The 21,408-nt window shown below is 26.9% G+C and carries 27 protein-coding genes and 1 other annotated feature; of the genes, 25 read left to right on the forward strand and 2 right to left on the reverse strand.

The genetic code is table 11. The annotated features are described in order from the left end of the window. Positions 1 to 228: 228 nt before the first annotated feature. From NWE74_RS01995 to NWE74_RS02015, 5 genes are all read left to right on the forward strand, one after another. Positions 229 to 684 carry a hypothetical protein gene (locus tag NWE74_RS01995; protein WP_258241566.1) on the forward strand — a complete coding sequence of 152 codons (456 nt, stop codon included), beginning with the start codon at positions 229 to 231 and terminating at the stop codon, positions 682 to 684. Between the two features lie 53 nt (positions 685 to 737). Next, positions 738 to 971 carry a hypothetical protein gene (locus NWE74_RS02000; protein ID WP_258241567.1) on the forward strand — a complete coding sequence of 78 codons (234 nt, stop codon included), beginning with the start codon at positions 738 to 740 and terminating at the stop codon, positions 969 to 971. Positions 972 to 1,079: 108 nt separating this feature from the next. Continuing rightward, positions 1,080 to 1,535, forward strand: a complete 456-nt coding sequence (locus NWE74_RS02005) for a DIP1984 family protein (protein ID WP_258241568.1) — start codon at positions 1,080 to 1,082, stop codon at positions 1,533 to 1,535. A gap of 511 nt (positions 1,536 to 2,046) precedes the next feature. Beyond that, on the forward strand, positions 2,047 to 2,427 hold the full coding sequence (locus NWE74_RS02010) for an ArsR/SmtB family transcription factor (protein WP_258241569.1): 381 nt from the start codon (positions 2,047 to 2,049) through the stop codon (positions 2,425 to 2,427). A gap of 1 nt (position 2,428) precedes the next feature. After that, entirely contained in the window at positions 2,429 to 2,800 is a 372-nt protein-coding gene (locus NWE74_RS02015) for a NifB/NifX family molybdenum-iron cluster-binding protein (protein ID WP_092725208.1), read from the forward strand. Positions 2,801 to 2,925: 125 nt separating this feature from the next. Here NWE74_RS02015 and NWE74_RS02020 read toward each other — a convergent pair whose 3' ends face one another. Then, positions 2,926 to 3,819 (reverse strand): SH3 domain-containing protein, encoded by an 894-nt coding sequence (locus NWE74_RS02020; RefSeq protein WP_258241570.1) that lies wholly within the window; start codon positions 3,817 to 3,819, stop codon positions 2,926 to 2,928. Positions 3,820 to 4,326: 507 nt separating this feature from the next. Here NWE74_RS02020 and NWE74_RS02025 point away from each other — a divergent pair. The 7 genes from NWE74_RS02025 (at position 4,327) to NWE74_RS02055 (ending at position 9,751) form a co-directional block, all read left to right on the forward strand. Next, positions 4,327 to 5,151, forward strand: a complete 825-nt coding sequence (locus tag NWE74_RS02025) for a phosphate ABC transporter substrate-binding protein (protein ID WP_258241571.1) — start codon at positions 4,327 to 4,329, stop codon at positions 5,149 to 5,151. 67 nt (positions 5,152 to 5,218) lie between these two features. Next, a complete protein-coding gene (pstC, locus tag NWE74_RS02030) occupies positions 5,219 to 6,127 on the forward strand; it encodes a phosphate ABC transporter permease subunit PstC (RefSeq protein ID WP_258241572.1) in 909 nt (302 codons plus the stop codon). A gap of 1 nt (position 6,128) precedes the next feature. Continuing rightward, positions 6,129 to 6,953, forward strand: a complete 825-nt coding sequence (gene pstA, locus NWE74_RS02035) for a phosphate ABC transporter permease PstA (RefSeq protein ID WP_258241573.1) — start codon at positions 6,129 to 6,131, stop codon at positions 6,951 to 6,953. A gap of 12 nt (positions 6,954 to 6,965) precedes the next feature. Then, complete coding sequence (pstB, locus tag NWE74_RS02040) at positions 6,966 to 7,715, forward strand: phosphate ABC transporter ATP-binding protein PstB (protein ID WP_258241574.1); 750 nt, start codon at positions 6,966 to 6,968, stop codon at positions 7,713 to 7,715. A 27-nt stretch (positions 7,716 to 7,742) separates the two neighbouring features. Beyond that, positions 7,743 to 8,396, forward strand: a complete 654-nt coding sequence (gene phoU, locus NWE74_RS02045; RefSeq protein WP_258241575.1) for a phosphate signaling complex protein PhoU — start codon at positions 7,743 to 7,745, stop codon at positions 8,394 to 8,396. A 235-nt stretch (positions 8,397 to 8,631) separates the two neighbouring features. Further along, positions 8,632 to 8,841, forward strand: coding sequence for a MerR family transcriptional regulator (locus NWE74_RS02050; RefSeq protein WP_330666268.1), 210 nt, complete (start codon positions 8,632 to 8,634; stop codon positions 8,839 to 8,841). A gap of 310 nt (positions 8,842 to 9,151) precedes the next feature. After that, positions 9,152 to 9,751: a GNAT family N-acetyltransferase gene (locus tag NWE74_RS02055; protein ID WP_258241576.1), complete on the forward strand. Its 600-nt coding sequence runs from the start codon at positions 9,152 to 9,154 to the stop codon at positions 9,749 to 9,751. A gap of 109 nt (positions 9,752 to 9,860) precedes the next feature. Here NWE74_RS02055 and NWE74_RS02060 read toward each other — a convergent pair whose 3' ends face one another. Then, positions 9,861 to 10,640 (reverse strand): TIGR00266 family protein, encoded by a 780-nt coding sequence (locus NWE74_RS02060; RefSeq protein WP_258241577.1) that lies wholly within the window; start codon positions 10,638 to 10,640, stop codon positions 9,861 to 9,863. A 184-nt stretch (positions 10,641 to 10,824) separates the two neighbouring features. On the opposite strand from NWE74_RS02060, the gene NWE74_RS02065 reads away from it, so the two are divergent. From NWE74_RS02065 to NWE74_RS02125, 13 genes are all read left to right on the forward strand, one after another. After that, the gene (locus NWE74_RS02065; protein WP_258241578.1) at positions 10,825 to 11,079 is read left to right on the forward strand and encodes a nitroreductase family protein; all 255 of its coding nucleotides are present in this window, start codon (positions 10,825 to 10,827) and stop codon (positions 11,077 to 11,079) included. 233 nt (positions 11,080 to 11,312) lie between these two features. Further along, complete coding sequence (locus NWE74_RS02070; RefSeq protein WP_258241579.1) at positions 11,313 to 12,065, forward strand: TatD family hydrolase; 753 nt, start codon at positions 11,313 to 11,315, stop codon at positions 12,063 to 12,065. Between the two features lie 221 nt (positions 12,066 to 12,286). Further along, entirely contained in the window at positions 12,287 to 12,583 is a 297-nt protein-coding gene (locus tag NWE74_RS02075; RefSeq protein WP_258241580.1) for a hypothetical protein, read from the forward strand. Between the two features lie 110 nt (positions 12,584 to 12,693). Continuing rightward, entirely contained in the window at positions 12,694 to 13,311 is a 618-nt protein-coding gene (locus tag NWE74_RS02080) for a HutD family protein (protein WP_258241581.1), read from the forward strand. Between the two features lie 97 nt (positions 13,312 to 13,408). After that, a complete protein-coding gene (locus NWE74_RS02085; RefSeq protein WP_258241582.1) occupies positions 13,409 to 13,723 on the forward strand; it encodes a MazG-like family protein in 315 nt (104 codons plus the stop codon). A gap of 155 nt (positions 13,724 to 13,878) precedes the next feature. Continuing rightward, complete coding sequence (locus NWE74_RS02090; protein WP_258241583.1) at positions 13,879 to 14,829, forward strand: pyridoxamine 5'-phosphate oxidase family protein; 951 nt, start codon at positions 13,879 to 13,881, stop codon at positions 14,827 to 14,829. Between the two features lie 312 nt (positions 14,830 to 15,141). Next, positions 15,142 to 15,333 carry a hypothetical protein gene (locus tag NWE74_RS02095; protein ID WP_258241584.1) on the forward strand — a complete coding sequence of 64 codons (192 nt, stop codon included), beginning with the start codon at positions 15,142 to 15,144 and terminating at the stop codon, positions 15,331 to 15,333. Between the two features lie 54 nt (positions 15,334 to 15,387). Further along, positions 15,388 to 15,945, forward strand: a complete 558-nt coding sequence (locus NWE74_RS02100) for a sensor histidine kinase (protein ID WP_258241585.1) — start codon at positions 15,388 to 15,390, stop codon at positions 15,943 to 15,945. Between the two features lie 113 nt (positions 15,946 to 16,058). Beyond that, the gene (locus tag NWE74_RS02105; RefSeq protein ID WP_258241586.1) at positions 16,059 to 16,229 is read left to right on the forward strand and encodes a hypothetical protein; all 171 of its coding nucleotides are present in this window, start codon (positions 16,059 to 16,061) and stop codon (positions 16,227 to 16,229) included. A gap of 309 nt (positions 16,230 to 16,538) precedes the next feature. Beyond that, entirely contained in the window at positions 16,539 to 17,942 is a 1,404-nt protein-coding gene (locus tag NWE74_RS02110) for an amino acid permease (protein WP_258241587.1), read from the forward strand. A gap of 324 nt (positions 17,943 to 18,266) precedes the next feature. Then, positions 18,267 to 19,208, forward strand: coding sequence for a lysophospholipase (locus NWE74_RS02115; protein ID WP_258241588.1), 942 nt, complete (start codon positions 18,267 to 18,269; stop codon positions 19,206 to 19,208). Between the two features lie 130 nt (positions 19,209 to 19,338). Continuing rightward, the gene (locus NWE74_RS02120; RefSeq protein ID WP_258241589.1) at positions 19,339 to 19,515 is read left to right on the forward strand and encodes a hypothetical protein; all 177 of its coding nucleotides are present in this window, start codon (positions 19,339 to 19,341) and stop codon (positions 19,513 to 19,515) included. A 93-nt stretch (positions 19,516 to 19,608) separates the two neighbouring features. After that, positions 19,609 to 19,865, forward strand: a binding site (T-box leader). Between the two features lie 151 nt (positions 19,866 to 20,016). Next, positions 20,017 to 21,330: a Na+/H+ antiporter NhaC family protein gene (locus NWE74_RS02125; protein ID WP_258241590.1), complete on the forward strand. Its 1,314-nt coding sequence runs from the start codon at positions 20,017 to 20,019 to the stop codon at positions 21,328 to 21,330. Positions 21,331 to 21,408 lie beyond the last annotated feature (78 nt).

Here is a 21,408-nt window from a genome sequence, read left to right on the forward strand (position 1 = left end):
ATCTACGACGTTTATTTTAATTAAAATCGTACTTAAAATCTTATCTAACTATAAATAATTGTAATATAATTGTTTCACAGAGACTTTGGTTAAAATGATATAATATAAAATGGAATATACTTGATGAATTTAATTTTTATTTGAAGGATATAATTTCATTTAAAGAAACAATTATCTAAATATAGAAGTAATATTGTTATAAATATAATTTAAGAAAGGAACGATGTTATGGAATTAATATTGGGAATTGGTTTATTAACTTTATTTGGACGAAAAATTTTTAAAGTTATGACAAATAGTGTAATTTTTTTACTTATAATAGTTGTATCTTTATTTTTAACATTTGCGTATGATATATCATTTATAATAAGTTTATCGATATGTGTTATTATAAAATATGGTATTCTAGATTTTTTTAAAGATACAAAAAATTCTAGTAAAACATTAATTATATCTAAAAATAGGTTTAAGTATGGACATGTTCAAAAGCTAGTGAGCGTTCTGATAAATTGGAATTTTACATTATTTGTATTATTATGTTACGGTTTTTCAATTAATGAATTGATTAATTTTAAATTTTACGATAACTCATTAGAAGCTATTTCGTTTTCTATTGTCATAATAGTTACAGTAAAGATATGTAGAAAGATATTAGAAATGGTGATGCTAAAAATGCATTATTAAATTTTATAATAATTGCTTATTACAAAATTTAAATACTAAAGGGGGAATACTTTATGAAAAAAGGGTTTTATATTGAGATATATAATATAGATACATATCCAACAGAAAGTCAAATAAGAGAAACTATTATAAATGATCAAGGTATAAACAATGTAGAATTTATTGACAATGTATCTTTTTTAGGTAAAAACAAATCAATCATCTTTAAACTAAAAGATGGAACATATGAGGTTGAAGTTAGAAAAATTCGTTTTTGGTATGTTTTATATTGTAGAGAAATTAATTAGGTATAAACACTAATAAATGGTAAAGAACTTGAAAACATACAATAATTAATATATATTAATTATTGTATACATAGTTTAAATATATAAATTTAACATAGGAGATAAAGTATGAAATTAGCACAAGCTCTTTTAATAAGATCTGACTATCAAAATAAAATATATGAGTTGAAAAATCGTATAACTAGTAATGCTAAGGTTCAAGAAGGTGAAATGGTTTCTGAAAATCCAATAGAGCTATTAAATGAATTAAAATCAATACTTAAAGAATTAGAGGCGTTAATAAAAAGGATAAATAAAACAAATAATGAAACTAAATTTGAAGAAAATACAACATTGGCTGATGCAATTTGTACTAGAGATAATATAAAAAGAAAAAGAAATATATTAGTATCTATAATAGAAGAAGCTAGTATAAGAATAGATAGATATAGTCAATCAGAAGTAAAATTTATATCTACAATAAATGTATCTGAGCTACAGAAAGAATGTGATGTACTTTCAAAAAAATATAGAGAATTAGATATGAAGATTCAAGAACAAAACTGGTTAACAGAATTAATGTAATACAAAGTGAGTAGCCTATCTAAAAGTGAACATTAAAAACCTTTGGAAATTAAGTTAAATTTCTAAAACTTGGACAGTATTAACGGTGATACAAAACTATTAAAATTTAGCCGAATACAATTTAATTTAAATCCTAAAAGTATTTTTAGGTATAACAAGTGTACAATTTACAATTTACTACCAAATGTTAGTTTAGAATAGGTGAGGGTTTGGTGTTAAGGGGACAAGCTATCTTAAAATGAATTATTTTAAGATAGCTTTTTATATATATTCAATTACTATATTATTATAATAAATAATTTTAAATAAAAATAATAGGCGTTCCTGCATACTTAAATCAGATGTTATATGAGTAGCTACTGTTCTTGAATTAAGGATACTTACTAATTAGATTGTGAGATGACTATTTATACGTTCATAAAATCATAGATTTATAAAACTACTCTTGACATATAAACACGAGAGGACTACAATTTAATTAAGTAATTACTTAACTAGTTAAGAGGTGTATATGAAAGACATATTAAATGTATTTAAATCAATGGGTGATGAAACTAGGGTAAAAATACTGTTACTTCTAGCCCATAAAAACGTATGTGCAAAAGGAATAGCAAAACATGTTAACATATCAGAAGCTGCAGTTTCTCAACATATAAAGGTCCTAAAGCAAAATAATCTAATAACTGGATATAAAGATGGTTATTATGTTATATACCATATAAACAAAGACTTATTTCAAAAATCTAAAGATTTTTTAGGATCTTTAATTAATGAAGATTTACAAGATTATAAAGAAAAATTTGATATACATGAATTTAATATATTAGATTGTAAAACAAATTGTAAATCTATGAAAAAATGTTGTAAAAAAAGATTAGAGGAGGAAAAATAAGATGAAAGTATGTATACCAGTACAAGAAAACAAAGGAATGGAAAGCGTTCCATTTAATCATTTTGGATCAGCTCCAATGTTTGTTATATGTGATTTAGATAATAATGAAGTTAGATCAATAGGAAATGGTGATTTAGGACATGAACATGGAAAGTGTCAGCCAATAAAAGCTTTATCAGGTGAAACTGTTGATGCAGTTATAGTTGGTGGAATAGGGCAAGGGGCTATAATGAAATTAAACTCTATGGGAATAAAAGTTTATAGAGCTTGCGAAGGTAACGTATCATCAAATTTACAAATGCTAAAAGAAAATAAATTAAATGAGTTTCCTGCAAATCATTCTTGCAATCATGATGGCTGCTCTCATCATTAAAATAAAAAAAGGAGTTGTAAATTTTTTACAACTCCTTTTTAGTACAATAATATACTATTTGAATTTAATAAATAGTATATTACTTTGAATAGAAATTGATGTATTAATACACTAATATACCAACTTTATCCTAATATTTTTATTTCTATATTTTTTCTCCCAAAGTTTACACATTCTTGCTCACTGTTCATAAATATATCTATTTTATTTCCTTTTATAGCACCACCACAGTCTTCAGCAATAAATACTTTATCAAACATAGGTATATATACTTTAGTTCCATAAGGTATTACAGATGGATCAACAGCTATTGTACCCCACTTAGGTGTTGTTCCAGTAGCAGTTATAGTATGCCCTGAATATGCACTTGCATTTACAGTTAAAGTTCTACCATTAGTTGATGAAGATGTATTTTCTTCATTAGAATTTGTATTAGATAAAGTATCTGAACTTTGATTAGATGATACATTAGAAACAATAGTATTATTTTTAACTGTATTTTGTGCATCTAAAGCCTTTTGTTTTTCTTCTTTTATCTTTTGAGATTCAGTGAATATATGTTCTGAAGATACCCAACCAAATTCTTCTGTCTTTTTATTTTCTAACTTTATTTTAAACCAGTTATTTTCTGTTTCTAATATTTCTATAGCTTTTCCTTTTTCTAAAGATCCTATCTTATCATTCTCAGTAGAAGGTCCTTTTCTTATATTTAACTTGCTAGCAGTTACGCTACCTTTTTCCTTAACTGTAAAGTCTGAGCTTACCCAACCTTCTTTTTGTTCTGAAAGTTTAATTTTGCTCCATCCATCTTTAGTTTCTAATATTTCTATTACACTACCTTTTTGTAAAGAACCTACAGTTTCATATTGTATAGAAGGACCTTTCCTGACATTTAGACTATCAGCATTTACCATTTCGTTTTGTGCTGCATATATACTATTAGTAGTTGCGCAAAATCCACCTATCGTCAATCCTAAAGTTATTATTAATGATTTCCTCAATTTTTTATTCATACTCATATAGTAATCTCCTCCAATTTTAAATCAAAATTATATATTATTAACCGTTTAGTTTTTTATTAGTCATTTTTAAAAATTTTGTTACTTTTTTGTAACTTGTTGAGCTTGTAATTAATCTTAATACATATTTTTGAGTTTGTAAACAGTAAATCTAAATAAAAATTTAAATTGGTAACAAAATAGTTACAATTTAAATATGTGTAACAGTTGAAATTTCAAGGATAGATAAGTGTATAAAAATTATACTGTAAATTTATTACAAATCCAGTAAAATACACGTTTTTTTGCAAATGAAGAGTTAACTCATACTTAAGTAAGCTGTAAAATATACATGAAAAAGTAATAAATTTAAACTAAAAAAGTAACAAATTTTAAAAAGTTTGTTACTTTTTATTTTGTAACTATTTATTTAAGTAGTATTTATATAAATTTTACTTTATTAATAAAATTAGTGCAGTAGTGGCATAATAAAACAAATTGAAATTTAAACTATGATGGAGGATTAACATGAAAAGTAAAAAGTTATTAGTTGTATTTTTTAACATATTGTTAGTACTTACAATGGCAGTAGGGTGTGGAAAATCTAAAGAGCAGGTAGGTAGCAATGTAACTATATCTGGATCAACTTCAGTAGGTCCACTTATAGAGAAAGAGGCAGAGTCTTTTAAAAAGTCAAATAGTGATATAAGTGTAGAAGTAAATCAACTTGGATCGTCGGCAGGAATAAAGGATGCTATAAATGGAACAGTACAAGTAGGAATGTCATCTCGTGACTTAAAAGAAGAAGAAAAAAATGCTGGACTTAAAGAAGTAGAAATAGCTTATGATGGTATATCAGTTATAACTAATAAAGCAAATGCTGTTAATAACCTTACAATAGCTCAAATAAAAGACATATATACTGGAAAAATAATAAACTGGAAAGATATCGGAGGAAAAGATGCTCCAATAGTTGTAGTAAGTAGAGAAGATGGATCAGGAACTCGTGATGCATTTCAAGAAATAGTTGGTTATAAATCAGAAGAACTTACTAAAGATGCTCAAATAGGAGATGGCTCAGGTAACATAAAATCTACTGTAACAACTAATGAAAATGCAGTAGGATTTATATCATTTGAGTATATAGATGATAGCATAAATTCTTTAAATGTAGATAGTATAGAGCCTAATGCAAAAAATGTATTAGATGGAAAGTATAAAATTTCAAGACCATTTTTACTAGTATATAAAGAAGATAAAGGAACTGAACAATCTAAAAAATTCATAGATTTTATATTAAGTGAAGAGGGACAAAAAATAGTTGAAGAAAATGGTCTAATAAAAATAAAATAATTCATTTAGATCAAAAAATCTCTCTCTTTATATAGGCAGAGAGATTTTTTGTTTGGAGGTTATCATCATGGAAGGGAATAATCAATTAACCAACTCTAAAGATAGTAGTAATAAAAATAAATATATAGTTGAATTTATAACAGAAAAAATATTTTTAATTAGTGCCTTAGTTGCTGTACTTAGTTTACTTTTAATTATAGGATTTGTGTTTTATAAAGGTTTAACACCTTTTATTGTAAAAGGATATTCTTTGTCTGAGTTTTTATTTGGAACAGAGTGGATCCCAAGTAATGACAAATTTGGGATACTACCTATGATATTAGGCTCTCTATATGCAACTATAGGTTCTCTTATAATAGGTGCACCTATAGGAATACTAACAGCAACGTTTATAGTAGAGGTAGCACCGAAAAAGATTAGTAAATTTATTTCACCAGCTGTTGAACTATTAGCAGGTATTCCGTCAGTGTTATATGGAGTTTTTGGAGTTACATTTATTGTTCCTAATATACAAAAGATTTTTAAATTGCCAAAAGGACAAAGTTTATTCGCAGTAATAGTTGTATTGTCAGTAATGATGCTGCCAACCATAATTACTATTTCAGAAACTGCTATCAAGGCAGTTCCAAAGGTATATAAAGAAGGTTCACTAGCACTTGGAGCATCAAAGACAGAAACAACTTTTAAAGTGATACTTCCAGCCGCAAAGTCAGGGATATTAGCGGCAGTTGTACTTGGTGTTGGTCGAGCGATAGGAGAAACAATGGCCGTAATATTAGTAGCAGGGAATTCACCTATAATACCTAAATCTATTATGGATAGTGTAAGATTGCTTACAACAAATATAGCACTAGAAATGGGATATGCATTTGGAACACACCAAGAAATGTTATTTGCAACAGGTGTTGTTTTATTCATGTTTATATTAATACTAAATTTAATATTAACTAAAATCTCAAATAAGGCAGGAAAATAATATGAGAAAAATTAAAGAGACTATTTTAAATTTATTAGTATGGCTATGTGCAGTATTTACAGTAGCGATACTAGTTACAATAGTAGGATTTATATTTATAAATGGAATAGGTTTGATAACACCAACGTTTTTATTTAGTGATTACTCAGCTAATGGTCAAGGTGGAATTTTGCCTATGATCGTAGCTACTTTATATACAATAGTTTTGTCTATATTTATAGCAACTCCTATAGGCGTATTAGCTGCAGTGTATTTACAAGAGTACGCTAAACAAGGTAAAGTAGTAAAAATAATAAGATTTGCAACAGAAAGTTTAGCAGGAATACCATCAATAGTATATGGACTGTTTGGAGGAATATTTTTTGTAGTAGTACTAGGACTTAATTACTCTATAATATCAGGGGCATTGACTGTTTCAATAATAATACTACCATTAATAATACGTACAACAGAAGAATCATTGAAAACAGTTCCCAAAAGTTATAGAGAAGCATCACTGGGGCTTGGAGCTACTAAATTTCAAACACTATATAAGGTAATAGTTCCAAGTGCTACGCCAGGAATACTTTCTGGACTTATATTATCAATAGGAAGAGTAATAGGAGAATCAGCAGCAATTTTACTTACAGCTGGGACAGTAGCGAAAATGCCAATGAGTATATTTGAAAGTGCAAGAACATTAACAGTTCAAGCCTATTTAGTAACAAAAGAAAAAGGAAATATACAAGAAGCGGCAGCAATAGGTATTGTTTTGATAGTTATAATATTAATTTTAAATATTTTAGCTAAATTAATAACTAAGAAATTTAATAAAGCTAATTATTAAAAGAGGTGCGATATGTCCAAAATTAGTGTTAAAAATTTAGAATTATATTACGGTGACAATAAAGCTTTAAAGGGGATAGATATAGATATAGATGAAAATGAGGTAACAGCATTTATAGGCCCATCAGGATGTGGAAAATCTACATTTTTAAGGACATTAAATAGAATGAATGATTTAATAGATAATGTAAAGATAAAAGGTGAGATAAAGATTGATGGAGATGACATTTACAAAAGTGATGATGTTATAAAGCTTAGAACTAAAGTAGGAATGGTATTTCAAAAACCAAACCCGTTTCCAATGAGTATATATGATAATGTAGCATATGGGCCTAAGGTGCATGGCATAAAAGATAAAACTACATTGGACAAAATCGTACAAGAAAGTTTAGAAGATGCAGCTATATGGAATGAAGTCAAAGATAGATTAAAAACATCAGCTCTTGGATTATCAGGAGGTCAACAACAACGTATATGTATAGCTAGAGCTATAGCTATGAAACCAGAAGTGATACTTATGGATGAACCAACATCAGCACTTGATCCAATATCAACATTAAAAGTAGAAGAACTTATACAAGAGATGAAGGGTAAATACACGATTGTTATAGTAACTCATAACATGCAACAAGCAGCACGTATCTCTGATAAAACAGCGTTTTTTTTAAGCGGAGAATTAGTTGAATTTGATGATACTAAAACCATATTTACAAACCCTAAAGATTCTAGAACAGAAGACTATATAACAGGGCGATTTGGCTAAGATTAAATTGAATAAGGAGGTAAAAATGTGAGTTTAAACAATTTAGATGTAAACATAAATGAATTAATAGATATGACATGTGAAATGATGGATAAGTGTGAAAATATAGTGTCAAAATCAGTAGATGCTATGGTATCAAAAGATTTAGAGGCCTCTAAAGATATTTTGATTCTAGATGATGAAATAGACGATTTAAGAGAATATATAAGAGAAAAAAGTATTGAACTAATGGCACTTAAACAACCTTTAGCAAAAGATTTAAGAATAATCTATGCACTAGGATCTATATCTATGGAGCTTGAAAGAGTTGGAGATTATGCTGTAAATATAGCTATGGAAACTATAAAAATAGGAACTGAGGAGCATGTAGAAAAGCTTATAGATATTCCTAAGATGAAGGATGTAACTATAGGAATGTTAAAAAGTGCGAAGAATGCTTTAAAGAATAATGATCCGAAGCTAGCCCATAAAACCGGATTACAAGATGATGTGGTAGATGAATTATATAGTGCAGTTCATATAGACGCCTTAAGCGCGATGCACAAAAATAAACATAATATAAATCAAGGAGTGAAGCTTTTATTTGTAGGTCGATATCTAGAAAGAATAGGTGATCATATTACAAATATATGTGAATTTGTAATATATGCAATAAATGGAAAAATGATAGAGATAGATTAACTACTGATATAGTAAGTAGTTAATCTATATAAATAGAAAAAATTAACCGATTTTATTATTTAAAATAAAATCGGTTAATTAAAAATGAAAAACATAAAATTACCTAGTAGAATAAAATTATTAAAAAATTAATTTGACTTAGAGTTAACTCAAAGTATTATGATATACTTAAGGTATCAAATAAATTATATTGTTTAAAACTTTAATAAGATATTATAGCCAGGAGCGTAAGAGAATGACGATTACAGAAGTAAGTGAGAAATTTGGATTTTCTCAAGACACATTACGTTATTATGAAAAAATAGGACTTATAGCGAATATAAATCGTGATAACAGAGTAAGAAGAAACTATTTAAAAGAAGATTGTAATGGGATAGAGTTTATTAAATGTATGAGGAGGGCAGGTCTTGCTATTGAAACCTTAATAGAGTATGCTGAAATATGAAGATACTAGTATTATGAATGAAAAAAATCCTTTACAGAAATATTAAAGTATTATGCTTTAGTTGTTAAATGATTTTTAGCTAGTATATAATTAAAACTTCTAGATTATTTGATATTAAATTAAAATATTTATTTTTATAAAGCCTTTATAGTATAGCTGTATTACACAGTTGTGTGTATGAGGTTTTTTTATTTAGTATATATTTATACTATTCATATAATAAGTAAATAGCTTAACTACTTATATTGTATCATTTATTTAAGTATGATAAACTGTTTGCAAAGTTAAAAGGTAGAATGGGGAGAGTATTATGAAACAAATATTAGAATTAGAAAAATATAAATTAATTAAATTAGCGAAGGTTCTTACTTTATCCTTAGAGAAGGATCCATTATATATAAACTTATTTCCGGATGAAAACAAAAGGAAAAAATATTTAGATCGCTTTTTTGAAATGAGAATTAAATATGGTTTGAAATATGGAAGAGTATACACAATTTCAGATAAATATGAAGGTGTACTAATAATACTACCTGGTGAAGATGTGATGACACCTATAAAGGTATTTAGATCAGGCGGTATAAAGTTAATCGGCACTTTAGGTAGAAATAATATGAAAAAATTAGTTGATATTTTAGACTACTTATATACAAAAGAAAAGCTATATATGAGAGATAACTTTATAAAGATATCGCTAATAGGTATTAATCCAATATACCAAAATAAAGGATATGGTAGCCATATGATAAAGTATATTTTAAAACAAATTGAAGGCCAAAACATTTCATGTTATTTAGAAACTCAAAATTTTATAAATTTAAATTTTTACGAGAAACTTGGATTTAAAATATTAGAAACTGGCAATATGCCAGTAGAAAATGTTTCATATTGGTGCATGATGAAAAAATAATATTCTGAGAATAAAATATAAGAATTAAGTAATAAAAAATATTTTTTATTATTAACATCTAAAATAAAAAAGCCTGATTGAAACCAGACTTTTTTATTTTAAGTTAATGCTATCTTTCAAATAAGCTACCTAAAGAACCTAAAATACTTCCTTCATCTCTGCCATCTCCAGCAACTTGTGGAGCAGAAGCAAAGACTCTAGAAGCAAGTCTACTAAATGGTAAACTCTGAATCCATACACTACCTGGACCTGTTAAGCTAGCTAAAAATAATCCTTCACCACCAAATAAACTATTTTTTACTCCACCAACAAATTCTATATTATAGTTAATATCTTTAGTCATAGCAACTAAACAACCAGTATCGACTCTTAATTTTTCTCCTGGATCTAACTCTTTTTTTACAATAGTACCACCCGCATGTATAAAGCAAAGTCCATCTCCTTCAAGTTTTTGAAGAATAAATCCTTCTCCACCAAAGAAGCCAACTCCTAGTTTTTTTCTAAAATCTATACCAATACTTACCCCTTTAGCGGCACATAAAAATGCATCTTTTTGACAAACTAGTTTACCGCCAATTTGTGCTAAATCAACAGGAATTATTTTACCTGGATAAGGAGAAGCAAATGATACTTTTTGTTTATTATATCCATCATTTGTAAAAGCTGTCATGAAAAGACTTTCACCTGTTAGCATTCTTTTTGCAGCACCAAATAGTTTAGAGCCTCCATTTTTGCTACCATCACCAAATATAGTTTCCATAGTAATATCTTGATCCATCATCATCATAGCTCCAGCCTCAGCAACAACTGTCTCTTTAGGATCTAGCTCTATTTCTACAAACTGCATATCATCTCCATACAACTTAAAGTCAACTTCATGTGATCTCATATATATTTCCTCCATATAATAGTTTTTATATAGCTTTATTATATCTTAATAATAAAGCTATATAAAAATTAAATAAAAATTAAATATTTGTAACCTGATAAATATTTTTGATTATTTATAAAAAATATCTAAATAAATGTAAATAATTCATTGTTGTGGAATGTTTTAAAATATAATTAAATATATGCTAAAATGGGTATATAGTACTTTATTAATAAAAGCGGCAATGCAAGCTCCATCTTCAAAAAATTCTCAACCATGGGAGTTTGTTGTAATAGATGATAAAGTAGTATTACATCAACTATCAAAAGTGCAGCATAGAGCTAAACATATAAAAGATGATCCTATATGTATAGCAGTTCTTGGGAATAAAGAACGATTTTTAAAAGCTGGTAAATGGATACAAGATCTAGGGGCAAGTGGCAAAATATCCTACTAGAATCAACTCACCAAGGCTTAGCTTCTTAATGGACTGGAATATTTCCAAAAAATAAAGTAGTTGATAAAACAAAAATAGATTTGGATTTACCTGAGAATTTGGTGCCGTATGCTTTAATTTCAATAGGATATAGTAATGAAAAAATGAATATATAGATAGGTTTGACGAAAACAAAATATATAGAAATAAGGTTAAAAATGGATAAATAAAGATTAAAAAATTAAGGAGACTACATGTACATAGACTTTCATAATCACTTAGATTTTTATACAAATGAAACAATTGATAAGGCAATAAATATAATCAATAACGAGGAGATAAAAACAATAGCCTGTTCAATGGATGAAAAAAGTTATATTAAAAATTTAGAAATATCAAATAAAAGCAAATATATTATACCGATATTTGGAATACATCCATGGAAGGTTGATAAAGGAATATACAATTTAGAAAAGCTAGAAAAATATATAAAAACAACTCCATTAATTGGAGAAGTAGGCTTGGATTTTCATTGGGTAGAAGATAAATCAACTTATGAAAATCAAATAAGGGTATTTAAATACTTTTTAGACTGTGCAAAAAAATACAAAAAATACATAAATGTACATACTAAAGGTGCAGAAAAACTAGTACTAGATTTAATAAAAAAGTATGATATTTCTAACCAAACAATAATACATTGGTATTCTGGAGATAAAGATACTTTATTAAAATTAATAGATTTAAAGTGCTATTTTACAGCAAGTGTAGATTTATATTCAAATACGAAAACAATAGAAATAATAAAAGAGATACCAGTAAATAAGCTATTGGCAGAAACAGATGGTCCAATAGCATTAGAATGGGTCAATGGTGTTTATGGAATGCCTAATGAAATTAAAAAAGTATATAGACATATATGTAAAGTTAAATGTGTAGATTTAGAAGAGTTTCAATTTAGTTGCAAAGAAAATTTAATGAAGATTATCAATAGTATATATAAATAAGTTAATACTAAATATAAAGTTTTTATATTTGGTATTTTTGTATAAAAAATTTAAAATTAAAAAGGAATTAAGCAAAAAAAGTACAAAGTTGTAGATAAAAAGCAAAATATAAAATAAAATGTAAAATCGAAAAGAAAGGAGATTATATATGGGGAATAAAAAGGGTTGTAATTACTCTAATATTTAGAATCTTTGATGCAGGGGTAACGAGGGCATTAGAAATGAAATTATTACCAGGAGGAAAATCTAAATTTGTGTTTGCATTTTTTACATCTACTATTATGAATCTTACATTTGCACCAACATTTATGTTTACACATAAGATAACAGACACATATCTAGATATGAAATATGAATCTATAAAGGATATAAGTATGAAATCAATAGCAGATAGAATAGATTTAAATAGGTTTCTATCTCTTGTTATAGGAAAAACAATACCGTTATTTTGGATACCCGCACATACTATAATTTTTTTAATTCCAGGAGAATATAGAGTTTTATTTGCGGCAAGTTAATCATAAAAATAGCCCCATCTATATAGAGAGGTGGCTGTTTTTTAGAAAAGGAGTTTGAACAAAGATATTGAATAGGTGTAATGGATGTATTAATTTTAGGGGGGATTTTAGTGACATATGATATAAAGGTTATTAGAAAAAATGAACATAAAACAAGCTCTTGGTCAGGAGGATCTACAACTCAGCTATACATATATCCAGAAAGTTCTATATATAGTGAGCTAAATTTCATATTTAGAGTAAGCTCAGCTAAAGTAAGTGTAAATGAATCTACGTTTACTAGTTTACCTGGAATAAATAGAAAAATTATGATTTTAGATGGAGCTCTTAATTTAAAGCATGAAGGACATCATGAAATTAAATTAAATAAATTTGAACAAGATAGTTTTAAAGGAGAGTGGCTAACTAAAAGTTATGGAAAAGTTACTGATTTTAATCTGATGATGAATAAAGGTTGTGATGGTAATTTAGAGCATATAAAAATAGACTGTAAAACTTTAAAAAATTTAAATTTATCAACGAATATTGATAATAATAAAAAAATGATTATTATTTTTTATTGCTTAGAGGGTAGTGTAGATATTAATATGGATAGTTTGATAAATTTAAATGAAGGAGATTTATTAGTTTTAAAAAATAATAGTAAAAACAGATTGTATAATATAAATATATCAAATAATTTTGAAAAAAAATCTAATATAATAAAAGTTACAACATATTTTGATTAAACTTTATTTTAAAATATTATAATAATCATTTTTACAGATTAGCAATTTTCTAGTATACTTAATTAATATCAACATCAATTAAGTTTAAGGAGATATTATGGAAGAAAAAAAATTAGTTGACTTAGATGAGATAGAAAAGTTAACCGTATTAGATAGTAAAACATTAGTTGAAAGAACTTTAAAATTATCAGAGGAGGTAGGAGAGGTATCACAAGCTGTATTAAGTTATACAAATGCATGTGGTTGTGGTTATAAAAACAAATCTAAAGAAGATATAATAGAAGAATGTTTAGATGTTATAATAGTGGCAAGCGCAATAATAAGCCAAACATATAATAATAAAATTGATGAAGAAAAAGTAATACAAATATATAAATCAAAGCTTTCTAAATGGAAATCAAAGTGTGAATAACCTCTACCCTACTACTTTAATAAATTAAAGTGGTAGGGTAGAGGTTATTTTGAATATAGATTTATATAAAACATATGATTTATTAAAGGAATTAAATTAAAAGTTTAAATTAATTATTAAAATAGCTTTTAAGCTAATTAAATAGGAGTGATAATATGAATAATACACTTGTATTATATGAAAGTAATTCTAATACTACAAGAAAAGCTGCAGAAATCATATCATTTATAGTAGGAAATTCTAAATTGCTCGACGTTGAAAATAGTCCAAATTCAATAGATAAATATTCAAATATAGTTATAGCAATTCCTTTATTAGGAAAGAAGACAGGAGATAAAACGATAAAATATTTAGAAAAACATAATTTTGATTTTACAAACAAAAAACTTATAGTAGTTTGTGTTGGATTATCCAAAAAAGACGGAATCCAATACTCAACTCAAATACAAAATATAACTAAGAAGGCAAATATATATTATCATTTTATACATGAAGAATTAGTGCTTAGCAAATTAACACAAGAAGATAAATCTAGCATAAAAAATTTTTCGGAAATAATAAATGTACCATTTAAAGATATGGGAGAATTTAAAGATACTGAAGCTGTAAAAGCAGCTATAAATATAAAAAAATACATAGATAGACAACAGAAAACTGTTCCTAAAATTGAGATGAAAAAAAGTATAGATCAATTTATAAAAAAACACAATACGGCTACAATTGCTACCGGATATGAAAATTTTATAAGGGCTACACCTATAGAGTATGAATACAAAGATAATGTATTTTATTTTATATCAGAAGGTGGATTAAAATATGTAGGGATACTTCAAAATAAAAATATAAGTATTACAATTTACGAAGAGTATACAGGTATGGACAACTTAAGAGGTCTTCAAATTACGGGAAATTGCCAAATGATAGATACTTATAGCGAAGAATATGAAGAAATTATTAACTTAAAAAAGTTAAATCTTGAGTATATAAAAAAGCTTCCTATAACTCTTAATATTTTTAAAGTTATACCTATTAAATATGAATATTTAAACTCAAATTTTAAAAAAAATGGATATGATGCTAGACAGATATTAGACTGCATAGATTAAATAAATTTTTCCATATATTATGACACTAACTATAATTGTAATAGCTATATTTGTGAATAAATCTTTTGAATAAGAGTTTAGTAAGTACATAGATGATAGTAATAAAGCAGAGGTTAATCATCTAGTTTTTGATTTAAGAAATGTATATAATGATAATGAATGGGATGTAGAAACTATAAAACTCTTAGGCGAAGATGCCATAAGAAAAGGAGTAGCATTAGAAATATATGACAATAATAATTTTTTAATTTGGAGTATTTTCAAAGATGAAAAAATGCTATCTAATCATACTTTAAACAATATAAAAAAAATATGAAGCGCATAGATCAAAATTGGAATGGTCAATTAAAAGAATATAAATTTGAAATATATGATGACAATAAAAATGTAATTGGATATGAAAAAATAATTCACTATGACTCTATATATTACATGGAAAATGATATGGAGTTTTTAAATATAATGAATAAATTTATGTTTATAATAAGTATTATATCCATATGAGCTACGATAATAATATCAATAATAATATCAAATCTTATAGAAAAGGTATCTAGTATGGCAAAAGTAATTGGTGAAGGTAACTATAACAATGCATTAGAATATAATAGTAATATTAAAGAAGTAAATGAGCTTATAATATCTATAAATAAACTGGCAGAAAAACTTAATAAACAAGAATTACTAAGAAAAAGGCTAACAACAGACATATCTCATGAACTCAGAACACCTATAACTAGTATGCAAGGACATTTAGATGCAATGATCGATGGAGTGTGGGAAATTACACCACAAAGACTTATAAGCATAAAAGAAGAGGTCGTAAGATTAGGGAGTTTAGTAGGTAGTCTTAGAAATTTAGCAAAGTTTGATAATGAAACGAGTGAATCGAATAGAAAAAATACTAACTTAGGAGAACTAATACAAAATATAATATATAATTATGAAGCAAAAGCACTAGATAAAAATATAAGTATAGATTATGAATTAAATAATATATATATGAATATAGATAAAAATCAGTTCTCACAAGTTATAATAAATTTATTGTCAAATGCTATTAAATATACAAATAAAGGTGGAAAAATCTACATTAAGCTAACTTTATTGAAGTAGATTTTTTGCATATAAAAATTATTTTAATGTAAGAATTTTCAAGTACCCTAAAATAAAAAATTAGAATATTTAATCCTCCTATAATAAATATTATACAAAAGGAGGTTTTTTTCATGAAAAATAAAAACGATAATGATATAGAAGATATAGAGTATGAAATGTTAGGAAATATGTTTATAGGAAGCTTATTTGATATGACAGGCGAATTAGATAATACAGCTCAAAACTGGATAACATATTTAGAAGTAGAAGAAATAAGAAAGTTAAAAAAAGAAAGAAAATGATATAAAAATAGGCTATGCAAAGAATTAAGCATAGTCTATTTTTTATTTTAAGTATACAGAGTAAAGTATATTTAATAAAATAAAATACAGAAAATTTAGAAAATTTTACCTATTATTAACTATATCATAACGTTTTCTTAATAAAAACATCATACTATTAAGTAAATAAAAAAAATGAGGTGGATAAAATGTGAGATAGCATTATTGTATTTAATAAAATCAAATACGTTCCTATACCTATAAATATAATTACCTAATAGATAGTATTTGATAAATTTAGTATATTAAAAATTAAGAAGGAGGCATATTATGAAATCTGATATATTCAGAAAGATGCCAGTTGAGAAGCTATTGAGCCATAATCAAGAAGGTAAAGGATTAAAGAAAGTTTTAGGGGCATTTGAACTTACTATGCTAGGTATAGGGGCAATAATAGGAACAGGAATATTTGTATTAACAGGTGTAGCAGCTGCAGATTATGCAGGTCCAGCTCTTATACTATCATTTATTATTTCAGGTATAGCGTGTGCTTTTGCAGCATTATGCTATGCAGAACTATCAGCGATGATACCTATATCAGGAAGTGCATATACCTTTGGATATGTAGGGCTTGGAGAAATTTGGGGGTGGCTAATAGGTTGGGATTTAATATTAGAGTACTGTGTAGCAGTAGCAGCTGTTTCAATTGGTTGGTCTGGCTATATAGTAAATATACTAAATATACTAGGTATACATTTACCTAAAGCCTTAATAGCAGCACCTGGTAGTGGCGGTATTATAAATTTACCAGCAATATTAATTTTAGCTCTTATAGCTGGATTATTATTATTAGGAGCGAAGGAAAGCGCTAAACTAAATAATATATTAGTAGCAGTAAAAATAGCAGTAGTTCTTTTATTTATAATTTTAGGGTTTAAACACGTAGAACCAGCTAACTGGCATCCATTTATGCCTTATGGATGGAGTGGAGTATTCTCTGGAGCCGCAATAGTATTCTTTGCATATATTGGATTCGATGCGGTTGCAACAGCAGCAGAAGAAGTTAAAAATCCTCAAAAAGATTTGCCTAAAGGAATAATAGGGTCTTTATTAATATGTACTGTATTATATATAGTAGTATCTGCTATATTAACAGGTATGGTACCATATTTAGACTTTAAGGATAATGCGGCTCCTGTTGCATACGCATTATCAAAAGTTGGTATTCAATGGGGATCAGCTTTAGTATCAGTAGGTGCAGTATGTGGTATAACTTCAGTATTATTAGTTATGATGTATGGATCTACTCGTTTATTTTATGCTTTATCAAGAGATGGATTATTACCTAAAGCATTTAGTCAAGTTTCTCAAAAAAGTGGAGCACCAACTAAGAGTATAGCACTAGTTTTTATAGCTACAGCACTTGTAGCAGGGTTCTTCCCAATAGGAAAAGTTGCAGAATTAACTAATATGGGAACATTAGCAGCATTTGTTATAGTTTCTTTATCAGTTATAATACTAAGAAAATCTAGACCTGATTTACAAAGACCATTTAAGGTTCCTTTCGTTCCAGTAATTCCTATACTTGCAGTTGTATTTTGCTTATTCTTAATATTACAATTACCTACTTTCACAAAAATGGCATTTTTAGTCTGGATTTCTATAGGATTTATTGTATATGTATTTTATGGATATAAACATAGTTCATTGAATGAAGAAAAAATAAAATCTTAAAATAAAGATTAAATGTATGTAGTAGAGGGTATAAGTTGTACTAAGATAATTGTATTACTTCACACACATATAGAAAGGGGTGTCGTTTTAAATGATGCCTCTTTTTATTGTGTGAAAATTATGATTATAAATAGTGGAGTAAAAATGTAAATCAGTAATTCGAATACAATAAATATATTGTATAAATCTTAATTTATTACAATAAAAGTATTATAAATACTTAAATTTTAAGGTTGAACATGATTATATGAAAAATTTGTAAATATTAAATGTATCCCTTGTATGTTATAATTTTATTAAAATAATATTAAGGATAAGGAGACTATGGATAAAATAAAAAGTAGTACAATATATGAAGATGGATATATAATGGGAAAAGAGAACGTTAAAATATATTATAAAAGTTATATTGTAGAACAGAGTAAAGCTAATATAGTAATATCTCATGGTTTCTGTGAAACATCAGAAAAATATGATGAAATAATTAAAATGTTTAATGATAGCGGATTTTCAGTATACATAATGGATCATAGAGGCCATGGAAAATCCGGACGATTAGGTATAGATAATAGCCAAATAAATGTAGAAAGTTTTGAACATTATGTATATGATTTTAAAACTTTTTTAGATAGTGTTGTTGTATATAATAAAAAAGAAGAAAAAATATTCCTATTTGCTCACTCTATGGGAGGAGCTATAGGATCATTATTTTTAGAAAAGTATGAAAATTATTTCGATGGAGCAATTTTAAATTGTCCTATGATGGAAATTGAAACAGGAAAATATCCTATCTTTATTTCTAAGATAGTCTCTAGATTTATGTGTCTTATAGGTCAAGGAAACCAATATATATTAGGCCATGGTCCATTTAAAATAAAAGGAAATTTAAATAAATTAGAACTTGATTCTCAAACAAGATATAGTTCATATTTAAAAAAACAGCTTGAAAATGAAGAACTTCAAACATCTGGGGGGGCATTTAAATGGTTAAAAGAAGCATTTAAAGCAACAGATGTATTAACTCGAGAGGAAAATGCAAGTAAAGTAAAAATACCTATATTGATATTTCAGGCAGGGAAAGATATTTTTGTAAGGCCGGGTGGACAAAATAAGTTCGCAAGTTATGCTAAAAATTGCAAGATTATTTTAAGAAAAGATGCAAAACATGATATATATATCGAAGAAGATGCAATTTTTAACACGTATATTGAGGATGTAATTAATTTTTACAATGGACTACTAAAAAATAAATCTCGTATAAACTAAAATCATCTAGAATTTAAATTCTAGATGATTTTTTATGGATTAAAAAATATATAAAATTACAAAAAATAAGAAATTTTGATATAATTGTGCTATATTATAGTTAAATAAACAAAGGGTGGGGTGGTTTATAATGAGTAAAAGTAATCAAAATTTAATTGATCCACTATTAAAAAGTGGAAATGTATATAAACTTAAATGTGAAAAGTGTAATTCAATATCGGTGCAAATTAGTGACAAAGAAGAACCCGATTATTTATGCTTTGAGTGTGGAGGCACATGTAAGCTTATAGGATGTAAAATTAAATAAATATATAAAATTAAAAAAAATTTTTAGAAAATTTAAAAATATAATTGACAAAGCTTTTTAGAAAATATATTATATAAAATATAAAAAGAAATTATAAATGCGATGAAAAGGAAAGTAACTTTAAGAATACTTTTACAGAGAGCCCTTATTGGTGAGAAGGGGCAAAGAATATTAAAGTGAAAATGGCCTTGGAGCGGTGTACCGAGATCTAGTTATAAGATTTAGGCTACAACGGGTTCACCCGTTACAGTGATAGAGTATAACCATAAATTTGGCGTACTTAATGAGGTTTGTATTGTGAAATACAAATAAACTAGGATGGTAACACGAAGTCAACTCTCGTTCCTAAGATTAATTTCTTAGGACGGGAGTTTTTTTATGCAACAAAGAATGATTATTTATATAAATTAAGTGGCGCGCGAACTTAATTAGTATGAATAATTGCCTAAGATGAATTTTATGTGAGAATTTAAGTATAAAAATTAAAAGGAGACCAATAAAATGAAACAAGAAACTAAAAAAGGAAATCCATTAGCATTATTGCCTTTAGGCGTGTTTTTATTATTATTTGTAGGAAGTGGGATAATAACAGGAGATTTTTATAAAATGCCTGCAGTAGTAGCATTTTTAATATCTGGTGCAGTAGCATTATTATTTAATAAAAAAGAGAGTTTAGAAGCAAAGTTAAATGTATTTTGTAAAGGTGCAGGAGAACCTAATATTATTTTAATGGTTTTAATATTTTTATTTGCAGGAGCATTTTCAAGTGTAGCTAAAGCTATGGGAGGAGTAGATTCAACGGTAAACCTAAGTTTATCAATACTTCCATCAAATCTTTTAGTAGCAGGACTATTTATAATAGGATGCTTTATATCAGTATCAATGGGAACCTCAGTTGGTACAATAGCCGCTTTAGCTCCAATAGGTGTTGGAATATCTGAAAAAACAGGAATACCAGTAGCTTTAGTTATAGGAGCAGTAGTAGGTGGAGCAATGTTTGGAGACAATTTATCTATAATATCAGATACAACAATAGCAGCAGTAAGAACACAAGGTTGTGAATTAAAAGATAAATTTAAAATGAACTTTAAAATAGTTTTACCAGCAGCTATAGTTACTGCAGTGTTACTAACAATAGTAACATTAGGATATGATAATGTTGCAAACCAAAGCTATGACTATAATCTAATAAAAGTTCTTCCATACCTAGTAGTACTGATAGGTGCACTATGTGGAGTAAATGTTTTCGTACTATTAGGCAGTGGAATTGGATTTGCAGGGGTTGTAGGTTTATTTACTAAATCATTCGATATATTTGGACTTATAGAAGCTATATCTGGCGGAATAGCAGGTATGTATGAATTAAGTATTTTATGTATAGTAGTAGGAGGCGCAGTTTCTCTTATAAAGTTTAATGGTGGTATTGATTATATACTTTATTTTATAACAAGCAGAATAAAAAGTAAAAAAGGTGCAGAGTTTGGAATAGCTGGATTAGTAAGTGTTATTGATTTATGTACTGCAAATAATACTATAGCAATAGTTACAGCGGGCCCATTAGCAAAGGATATTGCTGATAAATATGAAATAGATCCTAGAAAAACAGCTAGTATATTGGATATATTTTCATCTTGCTGGCAAGGCGTTATACCATATGGAGCACAGCTTTTAACAGCAGCTGGTGTTGCTCAAATATCTCCAGTTGAAATTTTACCATATTTATATTATCCAGGATTAATGTTTATATGTGGTATAGCATCTATATTATTTGCAAAAAATATTTGTAAAGTCAAAAAATCAAATCAAACAGCTTAAAATATAAAATTTTATTAAATGTTAGAAAAAAGAACGGTTTTTAGCCGTTCTTTTTCTTTGTTATAAAACAGTATTTTT

The sequence above is a fragment of the Romboutsia lituseburensis genome (assembly GCF_024723825.1).
Lineage (GTDB): Bacteria > Bacillota > Clostridia > Peptostreptococcales > Peptostreptococcaceae > Romboutsia_F > Romboutsia_F lituseburensis_A.